Raw genomic sequence first — 24269 nt, forward strand, 5'->3', positions numbered from 1 at the left:
TTCCCGTAATGAATCTGCAATTGAGTGAAGAACAGCTTCTGATACAAGAGACTGCAAAGCGTATTGCCGAGTCCCAGATAGCAGATGTTGCCGCTGATCTTGATCGCACAAAAGAGATCTCCCCGCTACTAGCGAATTGCAAGTCATTAGCTGAGTTAGGTTTCATGGGGCTGAATATTGACTCTAAGTATGGAGGTACTGAAGCGGGGACTGTTGCATTTAGTCTTGCTCTAACTGAAATAGGTCGCGCTTGTGCTTCAACTGCTGTCACCATGTCTGTAACTAATATGGTTGCGGAAGTTATACAGGCGGTTGGTAACGAAGAGCAAAAAAATCACTATCTACCTAAAATCTGCTCTGGGGAATACAAAGCGGGTAGTTTCTGTCTAACGGAGGCAGGAGCTGGTTCAGACCCTGCATCTATGCGCACGAAAGCGGAGCGGGTCGAAGGTGGTTTCTCAATCTCAGGTACCAAACAGTGGATTACCAGTGCACAGTTCGCTGGTGTATTTGTTGTTTGGGCTGTCACCGATCCAAATGCACCCAAGGGTAAGGGTATCTCATGCTTTTTGGTGGATGCTGATCTCGCTGGAATCAGCATCGGCCCTGCCGAACATAAGATGGGGCAACAGGGATCAGCAACTAACGAAGTACACTTCGATCAGGTTTTTGTGAAGGAATCGGCTCTGCTGGGAAAACTTAATGATGGCTTTAGGATTGCTGTTGCTGAGTTGGCTGGTGGGCGAATCGGTGTGGGCTCTCTCGCATTGGGTATTGGGCAAGCTGCGATGGATTACGCATCGCGATATGTTACTGAGCGTCAACAATTCGGAAAAGCGATTGCCGATTTTCAGGGCATACAGTGGATGATGGCTGATCGTTATACTGAGCTTGAAGCAGCCCGACTTTTACTGATGTCAGCGGCAGATCGAAAGGATCGCGGTATGAGCTTTGCCAAAGAGGCCTCTATGGCGAAACTATTTTCTACCGAGAAGGCGAATGCTGCTTGTTACACCGCGCTTCAGCTCTTAGGTGGATACGGCTACATGCGGGAGTTTCCGCTCGAGCGGTTCAGTCGAGATGCTCGAATCACCACGATTTACGAAGGGACTAGTGAAATTCAGCGGGTCATCATTTCGCGCGAAATTTTGCGTGAATTAGGTTAGTCGATGAAACCCTTAACAGGATTAAAAATACTCGATTTTTCGACACTCTTGCCAGGGCCATATGCCACTATGTTGCTCGCGGATTTGGGGGGGGATGTCATTCGCATCGAGTCCCCTGATAAGCCAGATATTGTGCGTGATCTTGAGCCCCAAATAGAGGGGCAGTCTGCTGCATTTCGTTACCTCAATCGAGGTAAAAGGTCGTTAGCGTTAGACCTAAAAAATCCTAATTCGATAGAGATAGTTCATAAGCTTCTGGAAGAATTCGATATTGTAGTTGAGCAGTTCAGGCCTGGTGTAATGGCCAAGTTGGGACTAGGGTACGAACAACTTAAACAATACAAACCTGATTTGATCTACTGCTCAATCACTGGTTATGGCCAAGATGGGGAGTATGCCGATCGGGCTGGCCATGACATCAACTATTTAGCACTTGCAGGTATATCAAGTCATACAGGACGTGTCAGCAGTGGCCCTTGCTTAAGTGGCCTACAGATGGCTGACCTAGCTGGCGGTTCTCAACCCGCAGTGATTGGTATTTTGAGTGCGGTTATTCATCGCACCCGCACGGGGGAGGGTGCTCACATCGATATTTCGATGGCGGATAATTGTCTTGCGCTTCAGCCCTTGTTGGCGCCCGGTCAGTTAAATGGTGCGTCCGACGAAGGGCTGGAGACGCACTTTCTAAACGGTGGTGGCTTTTACGATTACTACCCCACGCGCGACGGGCGATATATGGCTATTGGTAGCCTTGAGCCCAAGTTTAAGCAACAGCTACTAGAGCAATTAAATATTTCTGAGCTGGGTGCTTTGGATGACTGTACTCTCAAAGATAAGCTGCAAGAGCGTTTTTTATCGGCAGATCAAAGTTACTGGATCGAGAAATTTGCCGCAGCTGATGCCTGTGTTGAGCCTGTACTCAGTATAAAACAGGCGGCAGAGCACCCCTTGTTCAAATCGCGAGACATGGTGGCCCATAGCAATGGCGCAGAGCTTCAAGTAGCCCCCGCCATTCGTTTTAACGGCCATTCGAATCCGTTGCCAAAGCCTGCACCGCTGTTAGGTTGCGACAACAATGAGATTTTAAAACAACTAGAGCTCTTGTAGCTCTTAGGTAGTAAAAAACAATAAAAATAGTTTAAGGAGCGAAAATGAGCGCACAAAACTACCAGAAATTCTACGACCAGTTTAGCGTTGAATCAGTTGAACAGGAGATGTTAGGTACGCTAGAGAAAGGCTTTAACGTCTGTGAAGAGATGATCGATAAGTGGTGCTCTGATCCTACCGCCGTTGCCCTTAGGCATGAGTCGGTGAATGGAACTTCATCCGCTTATACCTTTGTGGAGCTGCGTGACAGAGCTGCGCAGTTCGCCAACTATTTGACCTCGCAGGGTATTGGTCAGGGTGATCGAGTTTCTGCACTCCTGCCTCGTTCAGCGGAATTGATGGTAGTGATTCTCGGTACTCTTCGAGTTGGAGGTGTCTATCAGCCGCTCTTCACTGCTTTTGGTTCAGGAGCCATCGAATATCGAGTGCAGCAAGCGGATACGCGGTTGATCGTGACAGATCCTGCAAATCGCTCAAAACTGGATGATGTCGAAGGTTGCCCAGCGGTGCTGTTAGTTAACGCGGCTCAAGCTCCGGAGCAATATGCTCAAGAGCCTGATTTCGTTACGTCTGTATATAATCAGTCCACTGAGTTTGTCCCCGTGCGTGTGGGTAAAGATGAGCCTTTTCTGCAGATGTTTACCTCGGGTACTGTAGGCAAATCTAAGGGGGTTGCAGTACCTACGAGAGCGATACTCTCTTTCTACGTCTATATGCGCTATGCCATTGGCTTGGTGCCCGAAGATAAGTTTTGGAACGTAGCCGATCCGGGCTGGGCCTACGGTCTCTATTACGCTGTTGTAGGCCCCTTACTCTTAGGAAACACTACTCATTTCTGCGAGGCTGGCTTTACACCTGAAACCACCTATCAGATGCTTCGTAAATATGGGATCACCAACTTAGCTGCGGCTCCTACGGCTTATCGCATGTTGATGGCAAATGATGATCAATTAGGGGCGGATGAACGCTTCAACCTTCGACTTGCGAGCAGCGCGGGTGAACCGCTTAACCCAGAAGTTATTTCCTGGGTTAAACGTCGCTTGGGGTGCCCTGTGATGGATCACTATGGGCAGACAGAGACAGGGATGACCGCTTGTAACCACCATGCGTTGGACCAGTCGGTTGTTCGCGTGGGTTCGATGGGCTTTTCAATGCCAGGGCATAGAGTCGTAGCTCTAGATGCTGATTTCAATGAAGTGAATGAGGGCGAACAGGGGCAGTTGGCGGTTGATATATCTAACTCCCCCCTCTTCTTCTTTCCAGGATACACCTGGCAGGAGAAAGAGCCCTATCATGGTAACTACTATCTCACGGGTGATGTGGTACTCAGTCATGGCGATGGAAGTTTCTCGTTTACTGGTCGAGATGATGACATTATTACTACCGCAGGGTATCGCGTCGGACCGGCTGATGTGGAGAGTACGTTACTAGAGCATGATTCGGTCGCGGAATCCGGTGTGGTGGGTAAACCCGACCAGAAGCGTGGTGCAATTATTAAGGCGTATGTTGTGATTAAATCTGGTTTTGCGCCGACAGAAGAGCTGGCGGAGACGCTGCAGACTCATGTCCGTAGTCGTCTTTCGACTCATGCTTTCCCAAGAGAAATCGAGTTTGTTGACGAGCTGCCTAAGACACCAAGCGGTAAGATACAGCGTTTTGTGCTCCGCAATCGTGCTCGCGACGAAGTCGACGCCTACTAAGGTTGAGTCATCAGATTTTTGGGACTTATCTCTTAGGGGTTCTTCCTTTAAGCAAGTTCATACGAGGTAAAAATGCAGTTAGATGAGATGCGGGCATTTCTTGCCGAACAGTTTCCTCAAGGGGATCGGTTTGGCGAGTTAGTTGAGTTGGAGCCTGGAAAAGCAACAATGGTACTAGCCGTGGGTGATGATCATCTTCGCCCTGGTGGTACTGTATCAGGTCCTACCATGATGGCTTTGGCTGATGTTGCAGTCTATGCAGCTTTACTGAGTGTTATTGGCCCGGTCAGCTTGGCCGTAACCACCAATTTGAATATCAACTTTCTTCGAAAACCCAAAGCTGATGCTAACATTGTAGCGATCGCTGAGATGCTCAAGGTAGGAAAAAGGCTGGCAGTAGGAGAGGTGACTATAGTTTCGGAAGGGGATACTGATCCGGTTGCACATGCCACCATGACCTACGCAATACCGGTCTAAGTATTACTTAGGGGCTAGATTGTTGTGAAGGCGAATCAGATCGGCAATGTTGCTTGCTTGCATTTTTGCCATTACACGGGAACGGTGTACCTCTACCGTCTTTGGACTGATATTAAGCTGATCTGCAATTTCGCGATTGGCATTACCCTGCACAACTAAATCCATAACCTCCACTTCGCGCTGACTGAGGTTGGCGTATAGCTCACGAATGCGTGTCTCTTCGGTACGCAGCTCGTAATTGTCCTCGGCGAGCGAAAGTGCCTTTTTTACCAAACGTATAAGTACATCACCATCGAACGGCTTCTCTATAAAATCTATTGCGCCCTGTTTCATTGCACTAACTGCCATCTGAATATCTCCATGACCAGAGATCACGATGATAGGCATCTTAATATTCCGTTCGATCATAATCTGTTGCAGCGCCAGTCCGTTGATCTCAGGCATACGTACATCCAACAACATGCATCCAAGGCCGCCGTCGTAGCGTTCTAGAAAACTCCGAGCACTTGAAAAACACTCAACCCTGCAGTTAACCGACTCCAATAACCAACTCATCGAGTTGCGGAAGTCTTCGTCATCGTCAACGATGTATATTGTGCTATTGGTTAGCTGATCCATGGCTAGTCTCTTATCGGAAGCTTGAGTGTAAATCGAGTTCCATCTTCTGCATCACTGGTCGCATACAGCTGCCCACCGTGTGTCTCTATAATGGTTCGTGATATGGATAAGCCCATCCCTAAGCCGGTCGATTTGGAAGTATAGAAAGGTTCAAATAGTCTCTCTAGCCCCTCTTGAGATATACCGCTGCCCTTATCTTCTACATGAATAACCAGTTGCTTTTCATTCAATTCTGTCTTTATGGTAACGGACCTCTGCGATCGCTCGCAATCACTGTATGCCTCAATCGCGTTACGGATCAGATTAAGAAGTACCTGCTCAATCTGTATTTTATCGGCCACCAGAAGAGGGTCCTGCTTAGCTAACTCGAAAATGAAGCGGATATTGTGATCCAGTGCTTCCTGATAGAGGAAGGTAGAAACCTCGCGGCAGCACTCGTTAATTGAGAACTCCACCTGATGGTGCTCGGTCTTTGCCACAAATGCACGCATACGTTTGATGATATCCGATGCACGTTTCGCCTGTTGAGTGATCAGTTTCATTGACTGGGTTACAGTTTCAACCGGATTTGTAACTCCCTCACTTAAACGTAAGGCCGTTCCGTGACAGTAATTGAGAATGGTTGCGAGAGGTTGATTGATCTCATGTGCCAATCCGGCAGCCATCTCACTTACAGACATCAGACGTGACATATGTGCAATTTCAAGCTGGTGTCGTTTTGCAGCTTCCTCTGCTCTTAATTTGAGGGTTATATCGCGACCAATAATAGAATAGTAGTCGACTTTATCGTCTTCGCGGCGATTGCGGTGCGCGATGATCTCACGAATTTCAGCGACCCGCTCTAGACTATCAGGCAACTCCATCGGGATGCTGCCGTACCAGACTCCGTGATCAAAAGCGTGCTTCAAAGCATCGCATACCAGTGAGTGATATATTTCTTGAGTGAATAGCTCTGGTAGGTAATAGCTTACTGGAGTCTCTTGTTCCGTTCCTAGTGTGTGGTAGGCGGATTCATTTAGGTATGTAAGCCTGTGCGTCTCATGGTTACAAAACATGATCATATCTGAAGATGCTTCGACTACTCTTGCAAGACGTGCCATAGTCTGCTGAATCTCTTCGCGTTCGGTTACGTCGCGTGAGACACAGATGATTTCCAGCGGTTTCCCGGCTGAATCACGGATGACGCGACTAGTGGTTTCTAACCAGATGTAGTGTCCCGCTTTATGACGATAGCGATATATGTTGCTATACAACCCTTCACGGTATCGCACGCTGGCGTCACGCTTGGTGAGGTTGTCTGCATCATTGGGATGGAATGCTGCATAACCAGAAGTGCCAATGATCTCTTCAGCGGTGTACCCTAGAATCTTCTCTACCGCAGGACTGACATCTATATAGGTCCAATCAGGCGAAGTGGTATGGCGAGAGATCATATCAGTCGACTGCTCTGCAAGCAGACGATATCTGTCGGCATCTTCGCGGCAGTTTTGAAGTTCGTCGATCGGTTTTATCATCTCGCCCTTGCTAATATTTCTACGACGCGTACCGCGTTATTAGAAATATTAAACACAATATTCTTTCCCATGGCTAAAAATTCTTGTCCAAAGATCATAGTAGGCGCTAGTTTTGCACGCGACTGTTGAGAAGTTGTTTCTTTGGCTACTTGCTTTTGGCGCCAGTTAAGCGCCTCCTCTGTCCAATCTTCTATTGACTGGATGTCGAAATCTGCAGACTTCAGTAGCTCAGTCATTTTTTCTATGCTGATTATATGCGATGTCGCGCTAGAGCGTGCCCAAGGAACAGGATAGACCATCATTTCGGGTGTGGTTCCTGTAAAAATTTCGTGCAGCAATAGTGAACCTTTCTCACGCAAAAGCCTATGGCACTCGTTTAACAGCGCTTGAGTATCGGGTATGTTGAGTAAAGAATGTTGAAATATAATTAGATCAAAACTGGAGTCTTTGAAAGGTAAAGCAAGTGCATCAGCTGTTACTACTCGACCTCTGAAATCGCCCACTGCAACACGGCTAAGCTCGCGGTTAAGGCGGTTGAATTCGTGACAGATGTCGATTCCGGTGACTTGCATCGTCCCGTGTGACTCCACTTGACGCATTAATCCACCTAAACCTGACCCGACCTCCAAAACATGTAGCGGTTTCAGAGGTGTTAGTCGCTCAAGTAGCCTTTTTGATGCGCCCAAACCACCGACATGTAGTTGGTCAACTGGCGCTAGTTGAAAGTCTTCTGCGCCTTCAGAGAAATGTTTGCGAATTTGCCCGACGATCAGTTCTACATCGAGTTCATTTTGGTAGTGATTTTGAATTGTTACAGACATATTTACCTGAGAAGATAAGGGGAGTATTTAGCTCCCCTTGTTGACTATTACTCGCTCTCGATCTCTAACTCACTAATAGATATTTCACGCATCTTGAATTTCTGGATCTTGCCGGTCACGGTCATTGGGAAGCTATCAGTAAATTTGAAGTGCTTAGGAATCTTGAAGTGTGTGATCTGTCCTTTACAGAACTCCTTCAAATCATCTGCGCTTACCTCAGGTGCATTTGCAACCAGCTTAATCCATGCGACTAACTCTTCACCGAAGCGTTTGTCAGGAACCCCGATCACCTGTACGTCAGAGATGTGTGGATGGGTGTATAGGAACTCCTCAATCTCTTTCGGGTAGATATTTTCACCTCCACGAATCACCATATCTTTGATGCGGCCCACGATTTGGATATAGCCTTCATCGTCCATAATGGCGAGGTCACCTGTATGCATCCAGCGTGCCTCATCAATCGCATTGCTAGTCGCTTCTAAGTTGTTCCAGTACCCAAGCATTACGCTGTATCCGCGAGTACAAAGCTCACCAATCTCGCCTCGTGGGACCGTATGGCCCGTGGCTGGGTCCACCAGTTTCGTCTCCAGGTGCGGTTGAGTGCGACCAACAGTGGTGACCTGTTTTTCGAATGGATCACTGGCAGCAGTCTGGGTAGATACTGGGCTAGTCTCAGTCATACCGTAGGCGATCTGTACCTCTTTCATGTGTAGTTTTGAGTTGACAGCTTTCATCACTTCGGCGGGGCAGATAGAGCCGGCCATGATGCCAGTACGAAGAGTTGATACGTCGTACTTATCAAATTCCGGGTGCTCAAGTTCAGCAATGAACATTGTAGGAACACCGTAAAGTGCGGTAGCTCGTTCAGCCTCAACGGTTTCGAGCACTGACTGGGGCTCGAACGCATCGGATGGGTAAATCATTGTCGCGCCATGAGTCACACATCCGAGGTTACCCATCACCATACCGAAGCAGTGGTATAGAGGGACTGGAATAACCATGCGATCTTGATCGGTCAGGTTCATCGACTCTGCCACGAAGAAACCGTTGTTAAGAATATTATGATGCGACAGGGTGGCACCTTTCGGGAAGCCGGTGGTACCAGATGTATATTGAATATTAATTGCATCATCAGCCTGTAGTGCCGACTGAACAGATTCAAGGTGCTCACTTGAGACACCCTGTCCTAGCTCTACAAAGTCGTTCCAGCGCCACATGCCGGAATGTTTGTCTGAATCGAGATTGATCACTCCTTTTAGGTGGTTCAACTTGGTCGATTCGAGTGCTCCAACAGCAGCGTGTTGTAATTCAGGTGCTAATTCATAGAGCATGCCGCGGTAGTCGGAGCTCTTAAAAGAATCTGCGGTTACTAAATACTTGGCCTCTGATTGGTTGAGTGCATACTCAAGTTCATGTAAGCGGTAAGCAGGGTTGATATTTACTAGAATCGCACCGACTTTTGCAGTAGCGAATTGGGTAATAGTCCATTCAGCGCAGTTCGGTGACCACATGCCAACACGATCACCAGGTTCGACACCGATCGCGATGAAGGCTTTAGCCGCCTGTTCCACTCTTTCAGCCAGCTCAGCATAGGTCCAGCGGATGTTTTGATGACGCACAATTAATGCGTCATTATCAGCAAAGCGATGAGCAATTTCATCAAACTTGTCACCGATTGTAGTGCCGAGTAAAGGTGTAGTTGAAACGCCATTCGTGTAGCTTAGGTTTATTGTTTTCATTCCTTAGCTCCTTAGAGTTGTAGTGATTTAAGGTTAAGACCGATTCTGTGTGTGGTATTCAAGGTTTGGTTGCATATCGACAGCACTTGCTACGCGGTTGGTCATATTGTAGAAACCAGCGACATTGGCTATATCCCAAATGTCGCGATCGCTGAAGCCAACATCTCGGAGCGCTTGGCGATCAGCTTCGATCATAGCCTCTGGAGACTCTGTTAACTTTACTGCGAAGTCGAGCATTGCGCGCTGACGCTCGGAAAGCTCAGCTGCACGATAGTTCATCACCATTAATTCACCTAAGGTTGGATCACCAGAGTATCCCCGCACGGCGGCTCCGTGAGCTACTTGACAGTAGTAGCAGCTATTCGATGCTGAAACAGCAACAGCAATCATCTCTTTCTCTAATTTGGTTACGCCGCTTTCACCGAACATTAGCTCGTTGTAAATGCGAGAAAAGACGTCCAGTTGATCCGGTCGATGACTGTAGGCTTTTAGTACATTTGGAACCATGCCAAGCTTTTCATCACAAACATTAAAGTATTTTTGAAAATTATCTGGCAGTTCTTCTCGTGCTGGGATGCCAAGTTCGAGAGCGGTTATATGTTTTGGTTGTGCGCTCATTATTGTTCCTCCAACTGTAATCGATCAGCTCCCATTGCCAATGCGACCTTTGAGTTATTTTTCTTATCCAGTTTTTTGGTGATCCAGTGGCTAGTTTTCACTAAAGCATCCAGATTAATACCTGATGAAATGCCTAAACCTTCCAGCAAGTAGACCACATCTTCAGTTGCCACATTCCCAGAGGCACCCTTAGCGTATGGGCATCCTCCAAGGCCTGCAACAGAACTATCGATGACTGCAATTCCCTCTTCAAGAGCTGCGTAAATATTCGCCAACGCTTGCCCGTAGGTATCGTGAAAATGAACAGCCAAACGCTCTTTAGGGACGAGAGCACTCACTGCGGCCAGCATGCGCTTCACTTTTAATGGAGTTCCGACCCCTACCGTATCACCTAGCGATATCTCATAGCAGCCCATTTTGTACATAGCTTCCGCAACTTTCGCCACAGCCTCTGGATCGATATCTCCAGCGTAGGGGCAGCCAATTACTGTCGAGACATATCCGCGAACAGGAATACCAGCCTTTTCGGCGGCGGACATGACGGGCTTAAAACGCTCTAAACTTTCACTTATTGAACAGTTGATGTTTTTTTCAGTAAACGCCTCAGAAGCTGCACTGAATACGGCAATTTCATTAGCGCGACCGCTAATTGCGCCTTCAAGGCCAATCAAGTTAGGAGTTAATGCTGAATAGGTCACACCCTTCTTGCGTTCAATACCACTCATGACTTCAGTAGCATCTGCCATCTGAGGCACCCATTTCGGTGAAACGAAGCTTGCAGCTTCAATATGAGTGAGCCCAGCATCCGCCAGGGAATTGATCAGTTCAACCTTAACCTCGGTGCTAATGAATTCACCTTTTTCATTTTGAAGACCATCACGGGGGCCTACCTCAACGATTCTTACTGAATTGGGTAAATTCATTAAGCTTCAACCTCCGCGAGTGGCTCTATCGCAATAAGGTCTGCGCCTTCGCTAACCATGTCACCATCAGCATAAAAAATTGAGCTTACCTTCCCGTCGTACGGTGCGGAAATTTTATGCTCCATTTTCATAGCTTCCATAATCACAAGCGCCTGTCCCGCAGTCACCTCTTGACCTTCTTCGACTAGAACGGCGACCACCGCTCCGTTCATTGGAGCTGAGAGTGAACCTTCGTTGTTCTCATTTGTATCAGTAAATGTCTGACGATGGCGAATACATTCAAATTGTTCGCCTTGGTAAAATAGTGCCAGCTTGTCTCCATCTAAATTCCCATGAACAGAGAGTTTATGGCCATCAATCACCAGAGAAAGGAGATCCTCCGATAGGCAAGCTTTCACTTCATAGTGGATATCACCGAGACTGAGGTGATAGCAATTTCCTATCTCTAATACATTAAGATCATAGTGCTCATCATCAATCACTAACGTAACTGGCCGAGAATATGAAGAGTTCAAACGCCAGCTACTAGTTGAGCTGAAAGGGGAGAACTGGTCGCCTGGAATGATTGAGTTGCTTCGTTCAGATTCGCAAAAGAAAGCCGTAGCAATAGCAAGTAAGCGATTTTTATCTGCAGACTGTGATTTGAAAATTAGTTTTTCGTGTTTTTCAATGAATCCTGTGTCTAATTCGCATTCTCTAAATGGAGTTGAATCAGCAAGTGCATGAAGGAATTGGGTGTTAGTTTTAACACCTGAAATACGATAATCCTCAAGTGCTTGTACCATGCGATCAACGGCTTTTTCTCTGCACTCATCCCATACAATCAATTTAGCAATCATAGGGTCGTAATAGATGCTGACTTCGTCACCCTCAACAACACCAGTGTCAACTCGGACATGATTGCTTTCTACAGGCGTTCTCAGGTAGTTCAGTTTGCCTGTAGCTGGAAGGAAGTCATTCTCTGGGTCTTCAGCATATATGCGCGCTTCAAGTGCATGCCCTTTAATTGTTAGTTCGTTCTGAGCAAGAGGAAGTGCTTCGCCACTAGCTATACGAAGTTGCCATTCGACTAGGTCTAGGCCTGTAATCATTTCTGTTACAGGGTGTTCTACTTGTAGACGTGTATTCATCTCCATGAAGTAGAAGGAGCCATCTACGTCATACAGAAATTCAACTGTGCCGGCGCCAACGTAATTAATAGCCTCTGCTGCTCGAACAGCGGCCTCTCCCATCGCACGCCTGGTTTCATCTGAAAGTCCTGGAGCAGGAGCTTCCTCGATTACTTTTTGATGGCGGCGCTGCACAGAACAATCGCGTTCAGCAAGGTAAATTGAATGACCTAATTGATCACAGAAAACTTGAATTTCTACGTGGCGAGGTTGAGTAAGATAGCGTTCAATAAGCATGTCGGGATTGCCAAAAGCGTTTTGCGCTTCTCGGCGAGCAGACTGCAATGCACTATCAAACTCTTCTAATGAATTTACAACGCGCATCCCTTTACCACCGCCACCCGCAATGGCTTTGAGAAGCTGTGGGTAACCACAACGCTCTGACTCTTTGCGCAGCAACTCAGGTGATTGATCTTCACCATGGTAGCCAGGAACTAATGGAACACCTGCATCTTCCATAATTGCTTTCGCGGCAGATTTGGAGCCCATCGCAGCAATAGCGGACGAAGGAGGGCCAATGAATGTTATTCCCTGTGCTTCAAGAGCTTCTGCAAAAGAGGTGTTTTCAGATAAGAAACCATAGCCTGGGTGGACTGCTTGTGCACCTGAGCGCTTGCAGATATCTATAATCGCATCTGTGCGTAAATAACTTTCTGAACTAGGTGCAGGGCCTAATAGGAATGCTTCATCGGCCATGGTTACATGTCGCGCATTCGCATCTGCTTCTGAGTAAACCGCAACACATTTTATGCCTAAACGATGTGCTGTCTGAATAACGCGGCATGCGATCTCGCCACGGTTTGCAATTAATATTTTACTAAACATCTTGGGTTACTCCTGAATCCAGTTCGGCTTGCGCTTTTCAAGGAAGGCACCTAGTCCTTCCTGACCTTCTGGGCTTACACGAATTTCTGCTATGCGGCGAGCTGTATCATTTATTAGAGGTTCATCAATTTCTTTATTGCTAACGGCAAAGATGAGATCTTTAGCTGCATGCATTCCCTGAGGGCTGTTCCCGATCAAAATGCTTGTGAACTTTTCTAGGGCCTCATCAAATTGAGTTGAGTCACTCACTACCTCATGAACTAATCCAAATCTATATGCTTCAAGTGCATTAAATGGCTCAGCAGTTAGGAAAAATCTTCGTGATTGTCTTTCGCCAATTGCACGAACGACATATGGCGATATAACTGCTGGAATTAGTCCGATTTTCACTTCACTCAAGCAGAATCGACTTCCTTCTTCAGCAATCACGATATCGCAGCATGCGGCTAGTCCAACCGCACCGCCATAAGCAGCACCTTGAACGAGGCAGATAGTTGGTTTAGAAAATTGGTAAAGACAACGCATCAGCTCGGCAAGTCGGCCTGCATCAACGAGGTTTTCTGCATAACTGTTATTTGCTATCCGTTTCATCCAGCCAAGATCAGCCCCGGCAGAAAAGTTCTTACCATTAGATCGTAGTGCTAAGACGCGAACATCGGGATCGTTTTCGGCTTCTTTAAGTCCAGTAATGAGCTGCTCGATGATAGTGTCATCAAAAGCGTTGTGGACTTCAGGACGATTGATTACAAGATTCGCACAGCCTGATTTGGTTTTTTCGAGAAGAACTAAAGATTCAGACATATTCACCTCTTACATACGGAATACGCCGAACTTAGTGTCCGGGACCGGTTTGTTTAGCGCTGCAGAGAGCCCCATAGCTAGAACTTCACGAGTTTGTGCTGGATCTATGACGCCATCATCCCACAGTCGAGCGCTAGCATAGTATGGATGCCCCTGACGCTCATATGTGTCTAACACAGGCTTTTTGAACTCAGCCTCTTCCTCAGCAGACCAGGTTTGTCCTTGGCGCTCTAAACCGTCTCTTTTTACTGTGGCTAGAACGCCTGCTGCTTGTTCACCGCCCATCACAGATATGCGAGCGTTCGGCCACATCCACAAGAAGTTAGGGCTATAGGCTCTGCCACACATTCCATAGTTACCAGCACCAAATGAGCCGCCAATCAAAACTGTAAGCTTAGGAACATCAGCACAAGCAACTGCTGTGACTAGTTTCGCACCATGCTTGGCAATACCTTCCGATTCACTTTTTTGTCCAACCATGAATCCAGTTATATTTTGCAAGAAGATAAGAGGAATCTTTCTTTGGCAACATAGCTCAATAAAATGTGCCCCTTTCTGGGCTGAATCGCTAAACAGGATGCCGTTATTGGCCAAGATGCCTACTGGATATCCGTGGATGTGGGCAAATCCCGTAATAAGTGTTGTGCCGTATAGCTTTTTGAATTCATCGAATTCAGAACCATCGACGATACGAGCGATAATTTCTCTAACATCGAATGGTTTTTTAAGATCTGTTCCTACAATTCCGTAGATTTCATTCGCATCGAAAAGTGGTGCTTTTGGTGCTCGGATATCTCCTTCAACCTGCTTGCGGCGGTTTAGGTTAGCCACACAGGTTCGTGCGATCTGTAAAGCGTGTGCGTCATTTTCTGCATAGTGGTCTGCTACGCCTGAAATTTTACAGTGAACATCGGCACCGCCAAGATCTTCAGCGCTCACCACTTCACCTGTAGCGGCTTTTACGAGGGGAGGGCCTGCTAGGAAGATAGTGCCTTGATTGCGTACAATGATTGATTCGTCCGCCATTGCAGGAACATAAGCTCCACCTGCCGTACAAAGCCCCATTACTACCGCAATCTGCGGTATCCCTTTTGCTGACATTCTGGCCTGATTGAAGAAGATGCGACCGAAATGGTCACGATCCGGAAATACTTGATCTTGTTGGGGTAGGTTCGCACCCCCTGAGTCTACAAGGTAGATGCAAGGTAGATTGTTTTGCTCGGCAATCTCTTGCGCACGCAAATGCTTTTTAACCGTAAGAGGGAAGTAGGTGCCGCCCTTAACCGTCGCATCATTTGCGATAATCATGCATTCCTGGCCGCTAACCCTGCCAATGCCAGTAATAACGCCTGCAGCAGGTACGTTATCGTCGTAAACTTCATAGGCTGCTAGTTGTGAAAGCTCTAGAAAAGGTGAACCTTCATCCAGAAGGACGTTTACTCGATCTCGAGGAAGCAGCTTGCCGCGTGAAAGATGGCGCTCTTGATACTTAGCGCCACCCCCTTGTTCGACTAGCTTTACTTTTTCTCTAAGATCGTTGACTGCATTGGTCATGCTTGTGTTGTTGTTAATAAATTCAATTGCACGTTTATTAACCTTGCTTTGCAGTATAGGCATACACTGTTCCTCACAACTTGTATCAAATGATGATGAGGTGATGAATGACTCTCCACCTCTGATTGGTTCTGTTACTTGTTTAGGAACAGCTCTCGGCCAATAAGCATTCGACGGATTTCTGATGTGCCGGCGCCAATCTCATAAAGCTTAGCGTCGCGAAGAAGTCTGCCAGTAGGGAATTCATTGATGTAACCGTTGCCGCCGAGGAGTTGAATAGCATCGAGTGCTAGCTTTGTCGCCGTCTCTGCTGTGTATAAGATAACACCAGCACAGTCTTTACGGCTTGTTTCACCACGCATCGCAGCTTGAGCTACCGTGTATGTGTATGACTTACATGCGTTCATCAACGTGTACATATCAGCCACCTTTCCTTGCACTAGTTCAAATTCACCAATGGCTTGGCCAAACTGCTGTCTGTCACGGATGTATGGGATGGAGATATCCATCGCCGCTTCCATAATTCCCAGAGGCCCACCAGCTAGAACTAGACGCTCATAATCTAATCCAGACATAAGTACACGAACACCACCATTTAGCTCGCCTAAAATGTTCTCTTTAGGAACAGGGCAGTCGATGAAAACTAGTTCACAAGTGTTGGATCCTCGCATACCTAATTTATCAAGCTTCTGGTGACGCGAAAAACCAGGGTAATCACGCTCTACGATAAATGCTGTAATGCCTTTTGCTCCAGCAGATGTATCTGTTTTTGCGTAGATAACATATGTATCAGCGTCTGGTCCGTTTGTGATCCACATTTTATTACCGTTAAGTAGGTAATGATCGCCGTTATCACGCGCAGTTAATTTCATTGATACAACATCGGAACCAGCATTAGGCTCAGACATTGCGAGAGCCCCTACGTGTTCCCCACTAATTAACTTTGGTAAGTATTTCTGTTTCTGTTCTTCAGTGCCGTTTCGGTGAATCTGATTTACGCAAAGATTGGAGTGAGCGCCGTATGATAGGGCAACAGATGCAGAAGCTCGGCTAAGTTCTTCCATTGCTATTACGTGTGCAAGGTAGCCCATGTCAACGCCGCCATACTCTTCCTTAACAGTAATGCCTAACAGACCCATGTCTCCAAACTTGCGCCACAGGTCTTTGGGGAATTCGTTATTAAGATCAATTTCGGCTGCGCGAGGTGCGATCTCTTTTGCAGCAAAAGCATTGACTTGGTCACGCATCATTTCAATGGTTTCGCCAAGGCCAAAGTTGAGTCCAGAGTATTGTGAAATCATCGTATATTCCTATTATTTGTATTAAACAGCGTTGCGTTTGTTTGTTGATTGCTCACGAAGTTCGTTAAGTGCCTCGAGGCATCGAACCTCGGCAGCGGAAAGTTCGGTTTGGAGGTTGGCTATATCTTCAAGCTGTTGTGCCAGTTCTGCTCGCTTGGTGTTGATTACCTCTAGTAGTCGCTTGAGTTGCTTTTCACTGCCCGAACTAGTTTCGTCCCAGAGAGAGAATAGCTCGCCTATCTCAGCTAAAGAGAAGCCTAGGCGCTTGCCTCGTAGAATAAGCTTCAAACGCACGCGGTCCTGCTTGGAGTAAATTCGTGTCTGTCCTCTTCTTGTTGGGAAGAGAAGATTTTGGTCTTCGTAGAAGCGAACGCTTCGGGTGGTTAGGTCAAACTCTTTTGCAAGATCGCTAATTGAGAAGGTGGTTTGCTCGGTCATGGGCTGCCTTATAAAAAATATATAAAGCTACAATAACCCAGCTTTACGTTTACGTAAACATTAATAAGTGAAAACCTTTATTTATTATTAATGATGTGAATTTTTTCTTAAGTTGTTGAAAAATAATAATAATATTGAGTTTTTTTAGTAAAAATACCCTCTCGTATTACTAAAGTAGTACTTTGCTTTCCGGGTTATTACTTGCTAAGTTTACGCTCAAGCTAAAGCATTTTGAAAGTCGTTTTCTCATGCTGTGCTGCAATAAAAACAACATCGAATAGACGGGAAAAGCTAAGCTTCATGAGTGCCGATTACGTATTGCAGACGAAGAATCTGATTAAAGAGTTCAAGGGATTCACTGCTGTAGATAATGTGAACTTGAACATTGAGCGCGGAAGTATTCATGCGCTTATTGGTCCTAACGGGGCTGGTAAAACCACGGTCTTCAATCTGTTAACCAAATTTTTGATCCCGACCTCGGGGCAGATTCTTTTTAATGGCAACGACATTACGAATATGCGTTCCGCTGAAATTGCACGTCGTGGCGTGATTCGTTCTTTTCAGATCTCTGCGGTATTCCCTCACCTGACAGTCCTGGAAAATGTTCGTATTGCATTGCAGCGCAAAGAGGGTAATAGCTTTCATTTTTGGAAGTCTGAGAAAGTTTTAGATCGATTAAATGATCGAGCTATCGAGCTATTAGATTCGGTTGGATTGGCGGACCATGCGAACTCTTTAACGGTTGATCAGCCATACGGTCGCAAGCGAGCACTTGAGATTGCAACTACGTTGGCGCTAGATCCTGAGTTGATGTTGCTGGATGAGCCAACTCAGGGTATGGGTCATGAAGATGTTGAGACGGTTGCTGAATTGATTAAAAAGGTATCGAAGGATAGAACGATATTGATGGTCGAGCACAATCTTCATGTTGTCTCAAAACTTGCCGATAATATTTCGGTGCTACAGCGAGGCGCTATCCTTACAGAGGGTGACTATGCAACTGTTTCTGCCGATAGCCGGGTACGAGAAGCTTATCTTGGTGTTAGCGAAGAGGAGGCTGAAGCATGATGACTGGTAATGAAAAAATCCGGATTCGTGATTTGCATGCTTTCTACGGTGAGTCTCATATCCTTCACGGTATTGATCTGCATGTAATGCAGGGTGAGCTTGTAACCCTGCTGGGTCGTAACGGTTCTGGTCGTTCAACGACGTTGCGCTCAATTATGAATATGGTCGGGCGTCGCACAGGTAGCATCAATATTAATGGTGCTGAGACCCTTGAACTTCCTGCTCATCGTGTCGCTCATCTTGGCGTTGGGTTTTGTCCTGAAGAGCGTGGCATCTTCGCGAGTTTAAATGTTGAAGAGAATCTTATGCTTCCACCGACAGTTCGTAGTGATGGGATGAGTGTGGAGGAAATCTACGAAATCTTTCCTAATCTCTTAGAGCGTCGCTTTAGTCAGGGCACTCGTTTATCGGGTGGTGAACAGCAGATGTTGGCGATTGCACGTATTTTGCGTTCTGGTGCCAATATTCTATTGCTTGATGAGATTACTGAAGGGTTGGCTCCAGTAATTGTCAAGAAGCTGGGTGAGGTTCTAGTTGAGCTAAAACGTCGCGGACTAACAATACTATTGGTAGAGCAAAACTTTCGTTTTGCTGCTCCTATCGCAGATCGGCATTATGTGGTTGAACATGGCCATATAGTCGAAGAGGTCGCTAAGCATGAGCTTGAAGCTAAAACGCCTCTGTTAAACACACTTCTTGGTGTGTAAACGAACTGAGCAGTTTTTGAATTTCCTCAAGAACTATCGGTGAAGTTACTTCGGCCCTTAGGCTAATAAATATAAAAATGAAGGATATATCCATGAAATCAATTAAACCTCAGCTATTAGCAACTGCTATCGGTGCGGCTATGTCAATCAGTGCTGCAAGCGCTGCTGGCATTAGTGGTGATGTTGTTAAAATTGGTGTGCTTGCAGATATGGGTGGTGTTTACGCTGATATCTGTGGCGCTGGTTGTGTTACTGCTACTCAGATGGCAGTAGAAGATTTTGGGGGTACTGTATTAGGTAAACCAATCGAAATAGTTAGTGCAGATGACCAAAACAAAGCCGATGTTGGTGCTTCAATTACCCGTAAGTGGCTTGATACTGAAGGCGTTGATGCTGTTTCAGGTTTGGTGGCATCCTCCGTAACTGGTGCTGTTACAGAAGTTACAAAAGAGAAAGGTAAGCTTGCTCTTATTTCTACATCTGCATCGCATGCCTTTACAACTAAAGCATGTTCACCTTACAACGCTCATTGGACCTACAACGTAGTTGCACTAGCAAACGGTACAGTTAAGCCAATGGTTCAGTCTGGTAAGAAGAAATGGTTCTTCATTACTGCTGACTACGCATTTGGACATGCGCTTGAGGGTGTAGCTAGTAAAGTTGTTACTGATAATGGTGGTGAGGTGCTAGGTGCAGCTCGTGCACCACTTGGTACAACGGACTTCTCTTCATTCATTCTTCAGGCTCAGTCGTCAGGCGCAGATGTTGTCGCACTAGCAAATGCGGGCGCTGATTTCGTTAACTCACTTCAAGCGGCTGCAGAGTTTGGTTTGACTGAATCGGCTGATGTAGCTGGTCTATTGGTGTTTACACCTAACGCACAGGCGCTAGATCCAGATGTTGCTGGAGGAATGCTTACAACTACAGGTTTCTATTGGGATCTAGATGAGCAGACACGTGCGTGGTCTAAGCGTTTTAAAGAGCGTCATGGTTCTATCCCTGCAATGGGACAGGCAGGACAGTACTCTATGGTCATGCATTACCTAAACGCGGTTAAAGAAGCGGGTACTGATGAGGCTGAAGCAGTTATGGCTGTGATGAAGAAGAACAAGCCTAACGACTTCTTCGCACGCAATGCATACCTTCGTGCCGATGGTCGTATGGTTCATGATATGTACCAAGTGCGTATCAAAAAAGGTGATGAGCGAAGCTCTGCCGATGACATCTTCGAAGTACAGAATGTTATCCCTGGTGACCAGGCATTTGGTCCAATGATGGATCAGTGTAACTTCGCAGCGAAGTAATCTGACCAACGTGTGCTGATGGGTTTTATGACCCATCAGCCATTCCCTCAAAGGAAAAGGTAATGGCGTCACTTTTTGATATTAATGTTTTCGGCCTCTTTGGGCAGCTTCTAATCGGCCTTATTAATGGCTCATTTTATGCGCTTCTGAGTTTAGGACTGGCAATAATTTTTGGTTTGCTAAAAATTATTAACTTTGCTCAAGGTGCACTTTATATGCTGGGTGCCTTCATGGCATGGATGGTGCTTCAGTATTTTGGAATAAATTATTGGGCAGCTCTTTTTATTGTTCCTTTGGCTGTCGGTTTAATAGGCGTAATAATGGAGCGTTTTCTATTGCGCCGCATCTCTAATGAAGACCATCTTTACAGTCTTCTACTAACCTTCGGTATAGCGCTGATTCTTCAGGGCGTATTTACTCATATTTTTGGTTCGTCAGGCTTGTCGTACAAGATTCCTGCCGAGTTAAAAGGCGGTTTCAAACTGCCATTCATGTACCTGCCGACCTATCGTGCGTGGATTATCGTAGTCTCGGTACTTGTGTGTGGTTTGACTTGGTACATGATTGAAAAAACCAAGTTGGGCGCTTATCTACGCGCAGGCACTGAAAATCCCAAATTGATGCAGGCATTTGGTATCAATGTGCCATTGATTGTCACACTGACCTTTGGATTTGGTGTTGGCCTTGCAGGTTTGGGTGGCGTACTGGCTGCCCCTATATATTCGGTATCTCCATACATGGGGGCTGATCTATTAATCGTTGTTTTTGCGATAGTAGTTATTGGCGGAATGGGCTCTATTGGTGGAGCGATTCTTACAGGGTTGGCAATGGGTATTTTAGAAGGATTAACAAAGTACTTCTATCCCGAGGCTTCAACCACGATTATTTTTGTCGTAATGGTGATCGTGCTGTTACTTAAACCGTCGGGTCTTTTTGGTAAAGAGGCGTAGGAGTTAAGATGTTTAAAGTTTCTAAATCGACACTTATTCTTGTGGCCTTGGGTCTGATTGCGCCTTATATCCTTTACCCTGTTTTTGTGATGAAAGTGCTGTGTTTCGGTCTGTTCGCGATGGCTTTTAACCTGCTACTAGGTTATGTAGGTTTGCTCTCATTTGGACATGCAGCCTTCTTGGGTACCGGTGGCTATGTAACTGGCTACTTGGTTATGGAGACCGGCTTGTCGCCTGAGCTAGGCATACTCTGTGGCACCATTGCCGCAGGCTTGCTTGGTGCACTTTATGGTAAGTTGGCAGTTAAGCGAGAGGGCATCTATTTCGCAATGGTGACCTTAGCGCTCGCGCAGTTGGCTTTCTTCTTCTATCTACAAGCCCCATTTACGGGTGGCGAAAACGGCATGCAGGGTATACCGCGCGGTGAATTATTTGGCTTTATCGACTTAAGCGATAGTCTAAATATGTACTACACCGTTCTGGTAATTTTCCTGTTCGGCTTCTGGTTAATAAACCGTACTATCCATTCACCCTTTGGCCAGATACTGAAAGCGATACGCGAGAATGAGCCTCGTGCTGTTTCTCTTGGATACAATGTGAATGACTATAAGTGGGTCGCATTTATTATCTCGGCGAGTCTGGCTGGTTTGGCTGGTTCGACAAAAACCTTGGTGTTTCAGCTTGCGTCGTTATCTGATGCTCACTGGCATATGTCAGGAGAAGTTGTACTTATGACCCTTCTGGGTGGCATGGGAACGCTGTTGGGGCCGCTTGTTGGGGCAGCTTCTGTAGTTACTATTCAGAACTATCTTTCGGGTGGTGAGTTAGGTAATTACATTCATATCATCATGGGGCTAATTTTCGTTGTCTGTGTGCTGGCATTCCGTAGCGGAATCGTGGGTGAATTCCAGAAGTTCATGAAGAAGAATTTTAGTTAACTAATTGAGAGGCACTGCCTCTCTCTTTTTAATCTCAGGATTACGTTTACGTAAACTTTCATTTAGATAGGTAAGCCATGAACCAAGATCCAATTGTAATAGTAAGTGCAGCCCGAACTCCTATGGGAGGGATGATGGGTGTCTTTTCACACGTGAGGGCGCCAGAGCTTGGGGCTACGGCGATAAGGGCGGTCATCGAACGTGCAGGTATAGCACCAGCCGATGTTGATGAAGTTGTCATGGGTTGTGTCCTTCCAGCAGGCCTTGGTCAGGCGCCTGCTCGTCAGGCATCACGCGGGGCTGGTATACCTGATGCAGCTGGCTGTACAACTATTAATAAGATGTGTGGATCAGGTATGAAAGCGGTTATGTTGGCCCATGACCAGCTTAAGGCAGGCATGGTTGATGTTATGGTGGCTGGAGGTATGGAAAATATGAGCCAGGCGCCATACCTACTTCCTAAGGCGCGTTCCGGTATGCGTATGGGGCATTCACAGGTGATTGATCATATGTTTTGTGATGGTCTTGAAGATGCCTACGAAGGTGGCTTGATGGGTCTCTACGCTCAAAAAAGCGCTGATGATTATCAGGTTACTAGAGAGGCAATGGACGACTTCGCGATTGCTTCACTCGAAAAGGCTCTTGGTGCAATGGATCGTAAGGAATTTTCAGAAGAGATCGTTCCTGTGAATGTTAAAACTCGTAAGGGAGAGGTGATCGTCGATTTTGACGAGCAACCCGGTAACGCTCGTATTGATAAGATCCGTTCTCTTAAGCCTGCATTCAAAAAAGATGGCACAGTCACAGCTGCCAATTCTAGCTCGATCTCTGATGGAGCATCTGCGCTATTACTTATGCGAGAGTCCACGGCTAAGGCTAAGGGGCTCACACCGTTGGCTCGTATAGCTTCGCACAGTACCCATGCTCAACTACCTGCGGAGTTCACAATTGCGCCAATCGGTGCGATTAAGAAAGCAGCTGAACGTGCTAACTGGGATCTAAATTCCATTGATCTCTTTGAGATTAATGAAGCCTTCGCGGTAGTGACCATGTTGGCGATTAGTGAACTAGGTTTAGATGGTTCTAAAGTCAATGTTCGTGGTGGTGCTTGTGCGCTAGGACACCCGATAGGTTCAAGCGGCTCGAGAATCCTTGTGACTCTTCTGCATGCTCTAAAACAGAGCGGGAAAAAGCGTGGCTTAGCTTCGCTTTGCATTGGTGGTGGCGAGGCTACTGCAGTCGCGATTGAAATGATTTAAGACAGGGTGAAATCAATATGCAAATAAAAAATAACGTGTTTGTTATTACCGGTGGTGGACGTGGACTTGGCCGAGCAATGGCCGAAAGTCTTGCTAGGCAGGGGGCTGGTTTGGCTCTTATCGACCTGAGTGAAGAAAACCTCAACGAAGCGGTTGCCTCGTGTCAGTCTCTAGGTGGTGAAGCGCGAGGATATCTTTGCGATATTACTAACGAGACAGCGGTAGAAGACTGTTTTGTTAAGATCAAAACAGAGTTTGGAAAGATCAATGGATTAGTGAATAACGCCGGACTCATGCGCGATGGTATGTTGATAAAAGTTAAGGATGGAGAGTTGCAAGACAAGATGTCACTCGATCAGTTCCAGTCTGTTGTGAACGTTAATATGGTCGGTAGCTTCCTGTGTGGTCGTGAGGCTGCTGCGATTATGGCGGTTCAGGGTGAAGGTGGCGTTATTGTAAATATCTCCTCAGTTTCACGTGCGGGTAATATCGGTCAGACCAACTACTCGGCAACTAAAGCGGCTGTTGCAACAATGGTAGCAAGCTGGGCGGGTGAGTTGGCGCGACATAAGATTCGTGTTGGTGGAATTGCACCAGGTGTTATTGCTACAGAAATGACTGCGCAGATGAAACCAGAAGCGATCGACAGGATGATTTCATCTGTACCGCTGCGTCGCTTGGGTGAAACCGAAGAGATGGCTCACACTCTACAATATATTATTGAAAATGACTTCTTCACCGGTCGAATCGTTGAGATGGATGGCGGGCTAAGAATCTAGTAAGAGAAACGGAGCTATATTTTATGCGTTATTTCGATGATTTCACTATAGGAGAGCGCCTCGAAGGCGGCAGTGCAACGTTAACTGAAGCTCAGATTATAGACTTCGCGATGATGTATGATCCGCAGAGTTTTCATGTAGATAACCAAGCGGCAGCTGAAAGCCATTTTGGAGGTTTGATTGCCAGTGGCTTTCAAACGATTGCCCTCTGTTTCAGACTATTTATTCAGCGGGATCACTTTAGGGCCTGCTCTATGGGTGGGCCAGCAATCGATGAGCTCCGTTTTTTGATCCCAGTGCGTCCAGGTGACACTCTGAGGTGTGAAGCGCAGATCGAGGAGTTAAGCCCTTCAAAATCAAAACCAAACATCGGCATCGTACGTTACCGCATAGAGGGCTTTAATCAGCATAGAGAGAAGGTCGTGAGCTATCTTGTGACTAATATGCTTAAACGTCGACCTGAAGATAAGCCTTAGCGCAAAAGAGATTCCTA

General features: G+C 46.5%; 23 protein-coding genes. 12 read left to right on the forward strand and 11 right to left on the reverse strand.

Annotated elements, in window-relative coordinates:
- Positions 1-8 precede the first annotated feature (8 nt).
- The 4 genes from XMG48_RS08750 (at position 9) to XMG48_RS08765 (ending at position 4450) form a co-directional block, all read left to right on the forward strand.
- A complete protein-coding gene (locus XMG48_RS08750; RefSeq protein WP_173481688.1) occupies positions 9-1166 on the forward strand; it encodes an acyl-CoA dehydrogenase family protein in 1158 nt (385 codons plus the stop codon).
- Positions 1167-1169: 3 nt separating this feature from the next.
- Positions 1170-2273, forward strand: a complete 1104-nt coding sequence (locus tag XMG48_RS08755) for a CaiB/BaiF CoA-transferase family protein (protein WP_173481689.1) — start codon at positions 1170-1172, stop codon at positions 2271-2273.
- Between the two features lie 44 nt (positions 2274-2317).
- Positions 2318-3973 carry an AMP-binding protein gene (locus XMG48_RS08760; protein WP_173481690.1) on the forward strand — a complete coding sequence of 552 codons (1656 nt, stop codon included), beginning with the start codon at positions 2318-2320 and terminating at the stop codon, positions 3971-3973.
- Between the two features lie 72 nt (positions 3974-4045).
- The gene (locus tag XMG48_RS08765; RefSeq protein WP_173481691.1) at positions 4046-4450 is read left to right on the forward strand and encodes a PaaI family thioesterase; all 405 of its coding nucleotides are present in this window, start codon (positions 4046-4048) and stop codon (positions 4448-4450) included.
- A gap of 3 nt (positions 4451-4453) precedes the next feature.
- Here the strand turns inward: XMG48_RS08765 and XMG48_RS08770 are convergent, their stop codons facing one another.
- The 11 genes from XMG48_RS08770 to XMG48_RS08820 form a co-directional block, all read right to left on the reverse strand.
- Complete coding sequence (locus tag XMG48_RS08770; protein ID WP_173481692.1) at positions 4454-5068, reverse strand: response regulator transcription factor; 615 nt, start codon at positions 5066-5068, stop codon at positions 4454-4456.
- A 2-nt stretch (positions 5069-5070) separates the two neighbouring features.
- On the reverse strand, positions 5071-6582 hold the full coding sequence (locus tag XMG48_RS08775; protein WP_173481693.1) for an ATP-binding protein: 1512 nt from the start codon (positions 6580-6582) through the stop codon (positions 5071-5073).
- The gene (locus XMG48_RS08780; RefSeq protein WP_173481694.1) at positions 6579-7403 is read right to left on the reverse strand and encodes a class I SAM-dependent methyltransferase; all 825 of its coding nucleotides are present in this window, start codon (positions 7401-7403) and stop codon (positions 6579-6581) included. Before XMG48_RS08780 ends, XMG48_RS08775 begins: the two co-directional genes overlap by 4 nt.
- A gap of 47 nt (positions 7404-7450) precedes the next feature.
- Positions 7451-9142, reverse strand: a complete 1692-nt coding sequence (locus XMG48_RS08785; protein ID WP_173481695.1) for an AMP-binding protein — start codon at positions 9140-9142, stop codon at positions 7451-7453.
- Between the two features lie 33 nt (positions 9143-9175).
- Positions 9176-9760, reverse strand: coding sequence for a peroxidase-related enzyme (locus XMG48_RS08790; RefSeq protein ID WP_173481696.1), 585 nt, complete (start codon positions 9758-9760; stop codon positions 9176-9178).
- Positions 9760-10683: a hydroxymethylglutaryl-CoA lyase gene (locus XMG48_RS08795; protein WP_173481697.1), complete on the reverse strand. Its 924-nt coding sequence runs from the start codon at positions 10681-10683 to the stop codon at positions 9760-9762. The genes XMG48_RS08790 and XMG48_RS08795 overlap by 1 nt, the downstream gene beginning before the upstream one ends.
- Positions 10683-12677, reverse strand: coding sequence for an acetyl/propionyl/methylcrotonyl-CoA carboxylase subunit alpha (locus tag XMG48_RS08800; RefSeq protein WP_173481698.1), 1995 nt, complete (start codon positions 12675-12677; stop codon positions 10683-10685). The genes XMG48_RS08795 and XMG48_RS08800 overlap by 1 nt, the downstream gene beginning before the upstream one ends.
- Positions 12678-12683: 6 nt before the next feature.
- Positions 12684-13478 (reverse strand): enoyl-CoA hydratase/isomerase family protein, encoded by a 795-nt coding sequence (locus XMG48_RS08805; protein WP_173481699.1) that lies wholly within the window; start codon positions 13476-13478, stop codon positions 12684-12686.
- A gap of 9 nt (positions 13479-13487) precedes the next feature.
- Positions 13488-15095 (reverse strand): carboxyl transferase domain-containing protein, encoded by a 1608-nt coding sequence (locus XMG48_RS08810; RefSeq protein WP_173481700.1) that lies wholly within the window; start codon positions 15093-15095, stop codon positions 13488-13490.
- 71 nt (positions 15096-15166) lie between these two features.
- Positions 15167-16333 carry an isovaleryl-CoA dehydrogenase gene (locus tag XMG48_RS08815; RefSeq protein ID WP_173481701.1) on the reverse strand — a complete coding sequence of 389 codons (1167 nt, stop codon included), beginning with the start codon at positions 16331-16333 and terminating at the stop codon, positions 15167-15169.
- Positions 16334-16354: 21 nt separating this feature from the next.
- Positions 16355-16771, reverse strand: a complete 417-nt coding sequence (locus XMG48_RS08820) for a MerR family DNA-binding transcriptional regulator (RefSeq protein WP_173481702.1) — start codon at positions 16769-16771, stop codon at positions 16355-16357.
- A 300-nt stretch (positions 16772-17071) separates the two neighbouring features.
- Between XMG48_RS08820 and XMG48_RS08825 the strand changes: the two genes are divergently transcribed.
- From XMG48_RS08825 to XMG48_RS08860, 8 genes are all read left to right on the forward strand, one after another.
- A complete protein-coding gene (locus tag XMG48_RS08825) occupies positions 17072-17839 on the forward strand; it encodes an ABC transporter ATP-binding protein (RefSeq protein WP_173481703.1) in 768 nt (255 codons plus the stop codon).
- Positions 17836-18546: an ABC transporter ATP-binding protein gene (locus XMG48_RS08830; RefSeq protein WP_173481704.1), complete on the forward strand. Its 711-nt coding sequence runs from the start codon at positions 17836-17838 to the stop codon at positions 18544-18546. Before XMG48_RS08825 ends, XMG48_RS08830 begins: the two co-directional genes overlap by 4 nt.
- Positions 18547-18638: 92 nt before the next feature.
- Complete coding sequence (locus tag XMG48_RS08835) at positions 18639-19850, forward strand: ABC transporter substrate-binding protein (protein ID WP_173481705.1); 1212 nt, start codon at positions 18639-18641, stop codon at positions 19848-19850.
- Positions 19851-19912: 62 nt separating this feature from the next.
- Positions 19913-20800 carry a branched-chain amino acid ABC transporter permease gene (locus XMG48_RS08840; RefSeq protein WP_173481706.1) on the forward strand — a complete coding sequence of 296 codons (888 nt, stop codon included), beginning with the start codon at positions 19913-19915 and terminating at the stop codon, positions 20798-20800.
- An 8-nt stretch (positions 20801-20808) separates the two neighbouring features.
- The gene (locus XMG48_RS08845) at positions 20809-21738 is read left to right on the forward strand and encodes a branched-chain amino acid ABC transporter permease (RefSeq protein ID WP_173481707.1); all 930 of its coding nucleotides are present in this window, start codon (positions 20809-20811) and stop codon (positions 21736-21738) included.
- Between the two features lie 77 nt (positions 21739-21815).
- Positions 21816-22997 (forward strand): acetyl-CoA C-acyltransferase, encoded by a 1182-nt coding sequence (locus tag XMG48_RS08850; RefSeq protein ID WP_173481708.1) that lies wholly within the window; start codon positions 21816-21818, stop codon positions 22995-22997.
- Positions 22998-23014: 17 nt separating this feature from the next.
- Entirely contained in the window at positions 23015-23776 is a 762-nt protein-coding gene (locus XMG48_RS08855) for an SDR family oxidoreductase (protein WP_173481709.1), read from the forward strand.
- A 23-nt stretch (positions 23777-23799) separates the two neighbouring features.
- The gene (locus XMG48_RS08860; protein ID WP_173481710.1) at positions 23800-24252 is read left to right on the forward strand and encodes a MaoC family dehydratase; all 453 of its coding nucleotides are present in this window, start codon (positions 23800-23802) and stop codon (positions 24250-24252) included.
- Positions 24253-24269: the final 17 nt, after the last annotated feature.

Source organism: Marinobacterium sp. xm-g-48 (assembly GCF_013282925.1).
GTDB lineage: Bacteria > Pseudomonadota > Gammaproteobacteria > Pseudomonadales > Balneatricaceae > Marinobacterium_E.